Below are 9,019 nucleotides of genomic sequence, written 5' to 3' on the forward strand. Positions count from 1 at the left end.
ATAAAAGGGGGTGAGACCCCTCATCAACTATATTAATAAATAATAGATGCACCCTGATGGCTTTCCCGTTCCACAAGAGCGGGATTTTTATTGGCAAGCTGGGGCCTTAAGTTTCGCAATACCTACTACAGATATAGCCTTTCTGTGCTCTCATATAAGGTACTCTCGTGGGGATAGGCCAAACCGGGCATAGGCCAAACCGGGCATAGGGCATACCTCACTTTTGTGAGAACCGCTATAGAATGACGTGGGGATGCAAAGATTTCAAGAGGTTGCAGAGTTCAAGCTACAACAACGGCGCAGATCGATCGCCCCCCTGCGACCTAAACTCTGCGAAATCCCCCAAAAGCGGTAGCATAGTTTGGGAAACGGCATCAACAAAAGATGAACTTAGCGCCAGCAACAGTCCTGCAACAAGGCAAATACAGAGTCAACGCGACTTTAGGCATAGGAGGGTTCGGCATCACTTACCGAGCTATCCATACCCATTTAAACCAAACCGTTGTACTCAAAACCCTCAACGAAAGTCTGCGCCAACACCCAGCATCAGCCCAATTTCAACAGCAGTTTATTGCCGAAGCCCGACGCCTGTCCAGATGTCAGCATTCCAACATCGTCAGAGCAATCGACTTTTTTGAAGAAGCCGGACAGTCTTTTATCGCAATGGACTACATTCCCGGCCAAACTCTCGCCCACATCGTCGAAGCCGGTCAACCGCTGCCAGAAGACCAGGCGCTGCATTATATTCGTCAAATAGCCTCAGCCGTAAGTACAGTTCACCACAGCGGATTGCTGCACCGAGACATCAAACCCGAAAATTTGATCCGGCGAGCCGATTCTCACGTCGTAATGTTGATAGATTTCGGTATTGCTCGCGATTTTATCGCCGGCACTAAATACGCTCAGATTAACTTGCTATCCCCTGGGTACGCGCCGATCGAACAATACCTCTATGACGGTAAATGTACACCGGCCACAGACATTTACGCGATCGCCGCCACCTTTTACTACTTGCTCTCCGGCGTGCCGCCCGTAGCAGCCCCCCTGCGCGATCGAATTCCCCTAGCTTCTTTGCGGCAATTTGTGCCCAACCTCAGCCCCGCCATCGAGCGAGCAATCCTTCAGGGACTCGAAACCGACCCCCAAAAGCGCCCCCAGACAGTGGAAAATTGGCTTACCATGCTGCAAGACACAGAAAGAGTACCAGCAGAAAAAAAAGACAAGCAAAGCCTGAAATTGCCCGCACCTCCCCCGCCTTCATTGACTTTACTGGCGTTTGTCATAACGGCTGTCATTGCAGGCTGGATGGGTTTTGACCTAGCATGGCGCTACAACAGCACCAGTCTCAGCAGCGCCCGATCCACAGCTCAATCCTTCCCATCTCTCGAAGATTTGCTCAAATCCCGCAATTCATCAGGGCCGATGTTCGCACAGCCATCTGTCGAAAGCAGCCCTCTCTACCCCATCGAACTTAACAAGCGCCCCAAACCCACCTCAGACAGCAGCAACCTTCCCGAACCGATCGAACCCGAAGCAGTTAGCACCCCACCTTCAGAGTTGCCAAGCCCCGAAACTCCCGCCCCAGAACCCGAACCAGAGCCTTCAATATCCCCCACGCCCGAACCCGAAGCGCCGCCTTCGGAACCCCCAATTCCCGAGGCTCAAACCCAAATCGAGCCAACACCGCAACCAGCGGCCGCACCGATACCGGAAGTTGCGCCCCTACCGCCGGAACCTCCCAGCTACTCACCTCCCGCACCCACCCCGCCTGCGGTGCCGAGTCCTGAAATTGTGTCGCCGCCATCAGTAGCGTCGCCAACACCGCCAATACCCAGCCAAAATGATACGAATTCCGATAGTTCGATCGCTCCTTACTCGCCTCCCCCTGTGACAGAAACCCCTTTGCCTTTACCAGAACCTACGACAAATTAGTCTGAGACTTGAGCTGCATAAGTCCTCGCTTTTAATACATAAACCGCAGATTCAAGGCAGATGCAATGCGGATAAACGCAGATAATTTTAGATTGTTTGTGAGTGCCACAGGTGTATTATTTTTGTTGGTTAAAGTTGCGGGCGACTACTTGCTTTGATGAATCAGTAAATATCGATGGATTGTTTCTTGAAAATAACGCCTTTGGAGGCAAAGCACCAAACCGCAAAACCTGCTTTCGGAATTTGCTAATCCCCACAACCTCGACTTGACTCGACTGCATATTTCCTATGCCACCTGCGATCGAAATGCCTCTAGAAAAAAAATGTATAAACCTTTGATATTTTTTAGGAATTATGTTAAGATATAGGCACGGGCGCACAAGTTATGTGATGTTTCCTGTTGCGGCTGCCACATCTACTCGGTTGAAAAAGTAGTTAGCAACAACGGTTCTGAAAATCAAATCGATGGTAGAGGTCGCATCCCGGATGACTGGAGTGTCAGTCGATCGCCCGCTCGAAAAAATTTGTTTGTTTCCAGGCAGAGATATTGTCCTGCATCAATTTCCACAATCTTCCTTTGTTTGGAAGCACCATCGAGGATAAGCAAGTTATAATTTGTTGCGGAAGCGTACAGAGATTTTTTTATGAGTAAACCCCCAGTTCATGCTTTTTTTGTAGGCAGAGCAGTTGCTGAAGCACTATACGAGCAATTAGAAAGCGTGGCAACGAACGCTTTTTCTCAACTAGGTAAATTTGACGCGGAACAAAGAGAACGTCTGCGCCAATTTACAGATCGAGTTGTGGAACGCGCTAATCGATCGGCCGAGGAAGCGATGCAAACCAGAACCGGTAATGCAACCACCAGCACTACCATTCAAGACATCCATCCTGCTGAGCTGCAAGTGACTATTGACGAGCTGCGCGCCGAAGTTGCTTTGGTGCGATCGCAATTGCAGCGCTACCGCAGCAGTTTGCCTTAAAAAAGGGCGATCGAACTACTATTTACAACCGCGCGAGCGCAAGACAACGCGCTCCTGCGCTCCAACCTGCCATCAAAGCAACAACATAAAATAAGCAATTTGGGAACCCAAGTGTCTGCTCTCCTTAATGACTCTGTTGATCGCCAGCGCCCCCCCAAGCGCACTGGCGAGGCCGATGAGCCAAAAACTGCTGCTAAATCCTACAAAAGTAAAGCTTATCGCTGGAATCGCGAAAAATACTCCCGGCAGCGACGCTTCTTCGACATTTGGGCCTTTGTCCTGCTCTGGCTGGCTTCGCTGTGGTTCGACAGCAAAAACTGGAGCTACTGGGGAGGCGTCACAGAAGAAAAAAAAGTTGCCAGACGGCGCTTTCAAGCAATCTGGGTTCGAGAAACACTATTGGATTTGGGCCCCACTTTCATTAAAGTAGGCCAATTATTTTCCACCCGCGCCGACTTGTTCCCCGCAGAGTTTGTCGAAGAGCTCTCTAAACTGCAAGATAAAGTGCCTGCTTTTAGCTACGAAAAGTTAGAGGCAATTGTCGAGCAAGATTTGGGCAAAACAGTTCAAGAACTCTACCGCAGCTTTGACCCCGTGCCCCTGGCCGCGGCCAGTTTGGGTCAGGTACACAAAGCTCAACTTCACTCGGGCCAGGAAGTTGTAGTCAAGGTGCAGCGGCCAGGACTGCGAAAGCTCTTTGAAATAGATTTGCAAATTCTTAAGGGAATTGCTCGTTACTTTCAAAATCATCCTAAGTGGGGCCAAGGCCGAGATTGGATAGGGATTTATGAGGAGTGCTGTCGCATTCTCTGGCTGGAAATTGACTATCTCCATGAAGGCCGCAATGCTGATACTTTTCGCCGCAATTTTAGCACCTGTGACTGGGTGCTGGTGCCACGGGTTTATTGGCGGTACGCCGCCCCCCGAGTGCTGACTTTGGAATACCTGCCGGGGATTAAAATCAGCCACTACGAAGCTCTAGAAGCTGCAGGTATCGATCGCAAATTAATCGCTCAGTTGGGCGCGAAAGCTTATTTGCGGCAGTTGCTCAATGATGGCTTTTTCCACGCTGACCCACACCCCGGCAATATCGCTGTTAGTGCTGACGGAGTTCTGATTTTCTACGATTTTGGGATGATGGGGCAAATTCAGTCGAATGTCCGCGAAGGACTCATGGAGACTCTCTACGGCATTGCTTCCAAGGATGGACAGCGGATTATGGATTCTCTGATCAATTTGGGCGCTTTGGTTCCTACGGGTGATATGAGTCCGGTGCGCCGCAGCATTCAGTATATGCTGGATAACTTCATGGACAAGCCTTTTGAAAATCAGTCCGTGAGCGCGATTACTGACGACCTTTACGATATTGCCTACAACCAACCTTTTCGGTTCCCAGCTACCTTTACTTTTGTAATGCGAGCTTTTTCTACCATCGAAGGGGTAGGCAGGGGTTTAGATCCAGAGTTCAACTTTATGGAGGTGGCACAACCTTTTGCCATGCAGCTTATGACTAATGGAAATGGTTCTGATGCAAGTAGCAGCATTTTTAACGAAATCGGCCGTCAGGCGGCTCAGGTGAGCTCGACTGCCTTGGGCTTGCCCCGCCGGATTGAGGAGACTATTGATAAACTAGAACAGGGAGATTTACGGATTCGCGTCCGTTCTGCCGAAACAGAGCGATTGCTCCGCCGCATGACCAGCGTTCAAATGAGCACGAATTATACTTTGATGATGAGTGCTTTTACTTTGTCGGCGACAATTTTGTTTGTCAGCAATCAAGTTTGGGCTGCTGTCGCTGTGGCTGTGCTTGCTGCTGGTACGGGGTTGGCTCTGCTGCGTTTGTTCAAGCGGATCGATCGCGCCGATAGAATGTCACAATAGCGCGCAATTTGAAACCGGAAATTTCTGGTTTGAGATTTCTCGCCAGCCAAAACTTAGTCTCGAATGTTAAGTTTTGGCTGACATATTTCTAAAATTTACAGCACTTAGCTGCTTTGAGCCTAAAAATACCGTTGCTTTCTCGATTTTTAGCCAGCCCATCCTCTGATTTTTTGCCCAAATCCAGTTGTTTTTGGCAGGCGCTGCGTCAGGCCGCTTGATTTACCGGAAAATTTAAGAGGCGATTTGCACCAGACGATCTACAATGTCAGGAACTAAGGTCTAAAGACACGCTCGCTTGGTCGCGAGAAATCACTCACAAGCTATTCTGACCAGCTATCGTCTTCACTGACTACGTTATTTAGGTCATGACACCGGGCGAATGCTCTCGCTAGTTAAGAGCTCTGTCGCTTGTGATTAAACAGTTCTAAAGTCACGCTTTACAGTGTTGCAAGCCGAACAAGCCCTTATAACATTGACCGACAAGCTAACATCACCCCGCTTTCGTAGGCTCTAATCGAGCAAACATTATGCGATCGCGGATTGTGAAGCTTGAAATGGTAATTGTCAAGCGTGAAAGTACATTACAAAAGTACACAAGAGTCAAACAATCCCCGTGTAATGGAAAGATTTACGGTGGTTAAAACCACCCGCGTTGTTTCCCTCTCCGAGGCCGGGGCCACGCTCGTTTCCCACTTACCGAGCTTTTTTATGAGGTCAAGGAAGTGCATTTTTTTCAAAACGGGCGATCGCGGGCAACAGAAATTTTAAGTTTCGTTCGGCATTTAAGCTTTCTTATAAAAAATTGCACCAGTTAACTGAATGTGAGTGGGAAGTCCCGCACCATACCTGTACTCAGGGTGACGGGATGAAAACGAACCAGAAACAAGTTGAGCGATCGCGAATCAGTGATACAATTGCACTATCTTGACCACTATCTCGCGAGGCTAAAACCGAGCTAAACGGAGCGTGTAGCCAGAAAAAGTATGGGTCTTACGAACTAGGACTCCTGCCTGTGGAGGGAAGATAAGACTACTTGCTTCAACAACGGAGCTTTCTTCACATCCCAATGAATCAGGAAGCCAGTGCTGTATGCGTAGCATCAGCGTCTGGTAGTTCACATCAAGCTTTTAATTTCGATGAGTCCATTGACTAATCTATGAAACGCTCTTTCGCAGGTAAGACAGACACAGGGCTAGTTCGTTCCGTAAATCAGGATTCGTACTACATAGATCCTGACGGGCGATTTTTCATAGTGGCAGACGGAATGGGAGGACACGCCGGAGGCCAAGAAGCCAGCCGGATAGCGACTGGGGCCATTCAATCTTATTTGCTCGAACATTGGGAAGGGCCCGAGGATTCTGTGCATTTGTTGGAAAAGGCTTTTTTAATCGCCAATCAAGCAATTTTGACGGATCAGCTAGAACATCCCGAACGTGGTGATATGGGGACTACGGCTGTGGTTTTGATCTTTAGGGATGAGGGCAGGCCTTGGTGCGCTAATATCGGGGACTCTCGCTTGTACCGGCTGCACGGGCCTCGCTTGGAGCAGATTACTGAAGACCAGACTTGGGTGGCTCAGGCTGTCAAAAGAAAGGCCTTGACTCCGGATCAGGCTCGACACCATCCTTGGCGTCACGTTTTGTCCCAGTGTTTGGGCCGCGATGATTTGCAGGAGATAGATATTCTGCCGGTGGATGTAAAGCCAGGGGATCGTTTGCTGCTTTGCAGTGACGGCTTGACTGAAGAGCTTTCCGATCCTTTGATTGCTTCGCCTCTGAAGTCGATTCGCGCCGGCGAGGTTGCTGCAACTGCTTTGATTGAAGCAGCTAAGGATAAAGGGGGACGCGATAATATTACTGTGGTGATCGTGACGATCGACCTCAAATAATATCCTCGCACCCTCGCGCCCTCGCGCACGCCACTATATAAAAATCTCAACCTCCTGCACGCACCGGGGGACAGAAACTCGTTTTGATGGACGAAAATCCTTAACCATAATCCGCAATCCGCGTAAAAAACCCCGTTTCTTTGTCGGGAGTGCGTCCCAGACTATGTAAAAATCTAAAATCTAAAATCTAAAATCGAATGGTTCGCGTTATAGGTTTGATCAGCGGCACGTCAGTTGATGGTATTGATGCTGCTTTGGTGGATGTGGTCGGTTCCCAAACAGACTTAAAAGTAAAGTTGGTGGCAGGTCAAACTTTCCCTTATCCTGCTAATTTGCGATCGCAAATTCTCTCGGTTTGCAGTGGATCGGCTTTGTCAATGGCTGAACTCGCCCAATTAGATGATGCCATTGCTCGACAATTTGCCAGCGCAGCCTTGACAATTCAAGCGGGACATGATAGTGCAGAATTAATTGGCTCTCACGGTCAAACCGTCTACCACCGACCGCCAGAGACGGGAGAGAACAATCTTGCAGATGGGTTCATGGGCTACAGCTTGCAACTCGGGCGGGGCGCGCTAATTGCCGAATTGACAGGCATTACTACTGTGAGCAATTTTCGATCGGCAGACATTGCAGCAGGGGGTCAAGGAGCACCCTTAGTCCCCATTGTTGATGCGTGCCTGCTGGCAGAACCCAACCGCAGTCTCTGCATCCAAAATTTGGGGGGAATTGGCAATGTTGCCTATCTCCCAGCCAGGGAAAAGAGGGAAAACAACCACGAGTCGGAAGTTTCCGATCTGGGAGATGGTATCTTGGGTTGGGATACAGGGCCTGCAAATTCGCTGTTAGACTTGGCAGCGGTACACTTTTCTGGGGGCTCTTTGACGATCGACTCAGGTGGAGAGTGGGCGGCAACCGGCACTCCCTGTCAAGCTTTAGTCGAGGATTGGCTGCAGCAAGATTTTTTCACCCAAGCACCGCCTAAATCTACAGGGCGAGAGTTATTTGGTGTAGACTATTTTAACTGTTGTTTGCTAGAGGCATCCGCTTACAATCTCAGTCCTGCTGATGTGCTAGCTACTTTGACAGAACTTACTGTGGCTTCGATCGCTCGCAGTTACCAAACTTTTTTGCCGGCAATGCCCGATCGAGTTTTACTGTGCGGGGGCGGTAGCCACAATCTCTACTTAAAACGCCGATTGCAATCTCAATTGCATCCAGTCCAAGTGTTGACTACTTCTGAGGCAGGCTTGAGTGTAGATTTTAAAGAGGCGATCGCTTTCGCGGTTTTAGCCGCATGGCGGGTTCGGGGCATTCCCGGCAATCTGCCTCAAGTGACTGGTGCCCGGGCACCGGTACTTTTAGGGGAAATTAACTCTTGTTGGCACGGTTGGGCGTGATAGCATATAGTCTGAGCGACAACGGCTGTGCGTTGTTGCACCCGTATTGTAGCCAGCAGGAAAAGCATAGGAACAGCACTGTGGCTCACACGTTTTTAATGGAATCTGGCCAATGGACGCTCGAAGGAAGTTGGATTGAGCGCAATGGCGTGCCAATTACGGTTAAAGGCAAAACTTTAGTGAGCTGGAACCGAACAGATTGGTTCAATATGGTGACGAAGCTCATTTTTCCTGGAGGCGATCGTGAAGAGATTATTTTGAATTACCGAGGACACCTCAACAGCGATGAACGGCAGTACACTTTTGTACTCCAACACAGCGAACTCGGCCGCGTCGAGGGCGAAGGTTGGATTGCTCCCCAGTCGATCGTCCAGCGTTACTGGGTACTGGGAGACGAACGCCAGCGGCGGACGGGCTTTGATACCCTTCACCGCGTTGATGACAATCGCTACTATCAATCTAGCGGCCTCATGTCTGGTCATTATTTGACCAGTACGATGGAGGCGACTCTGGAACGTCAGCCGGAATAACTCTCGATCGAAAAATTGGGGCTAAAACCCCGTCCTTTGAGGACGGCTTTTTGCTAGACTGTCTAAAAATTCGGGATACGGCATTGCCACGAGTCGCCTGTGGAGATCGAGGGAGAGTCAAACTGCGGTTCGGTAGCATCACCCAAGGTCGTTTCAAACATCACCGCACAAGCAAAGGCGGTTAGTATATCAAAGAGTCAGCATTTACGAGTTCTAGTGTTTGATTTGAAAATTCAAAGTCTTGCTAGTCGGAAGTCGCGCTCAAATGTCCGACTAGCACCATTGTTCTCAAACCTCATCCGCTGCAACTACAGACAAATATATTTAATTGGGGTTTGCTGAATAATCGATCGCAAACCAATCACAGGAGCGATCGATATATTCAAGCTTGGTTAATATAAGTTCTTC

Annotated in this window: 6 protein-coding genes; all 6 read left to right on the forward strand. The window is 49.3% G+C overall.

Annotated elements, in window-relative coordinates; translation table 11 throughout:
* Window positions 1-384: 384 nt before the first annotated feature.
* On the forward strand, window positions 385-1,932 hold the full coding sequence (locus QUA01_RS25565; RefSeq protein ID WP_333093313.1) for a serine/threonine protein kinase: 1,548 nt from the start codon (window positions 385-387) through the stop codon (window positions 1,930-1,932).
* A gap of 644 nt (window positions 1,933-2,576) precedes the next feature.
* Complete coding sequence (locus QUA01_RS25570) at window positions 2,577-2,912, forward strand: DUF6825 family protein (RefSeq protein WP_333093314.1); 336 nt, start codon at window positions 2,577-2,579, stop codon at window positions 2,910-2,912.
* 111 nt (window positions 2,913-3,023) lie between these two features.
* Window positions 3,024-4,793: an ABC1 kinase family protein gene (locus QUA01_RS25575; protein WP_194069323.1), complete on the forward strand. Its 1,770-nt coding sequence runs from the start codon at window positions 3,024-3,026 to the stop codon at window positions 4,791-4,793.
* 1,156 nt (window positions 4,794-5,949) lie between these two features.
* A complete protein-coding gene (locus tag QUA01_RS25580) occupies window positions 5,950-6,681 on the forward strand; it encodes a PP2C family protein-serine/threonine phosphatase (protein ID WP_194069322.1) in 732 nt (243 codons plus the stop codon).
* 197 nt (window positions 6,682-6,878) lie between these two features.
* Complete coding sequence (locus QUA01_RS25585) at window positions 6,879-8,081, forward strand: anhydro-N-acetylmuramic acid kinase (RefSeq protein WP_333093315.1); 1,203 nt, start codon at window positions 6,879-6,881, stop codon at window positions 8,079-8,081.
* 98 nt (window positions 8,082-8,179) lie between these two features.
* Window positions 8,180-8,611, forward strand: a complete 432-nt coding sequence (locus QUA01_RS25590; protein WP_228042303.1) for a hypothetical protein — start codon at window positions 8,180-8,182, stop codon at window positions 8,609-8,611.
* Window positions 8,612-9,019: the final 408 nt, after the last annotated feature.

It is taken from the genome of Microcoleus sp. S36a_B3 (assembly GCF_036700745.1).
GTDB lineage: Bacteria > Cyanobacteriota > Cyanobacteriia > Cyanobacteriales > Microcoleaceae > Microcoleus.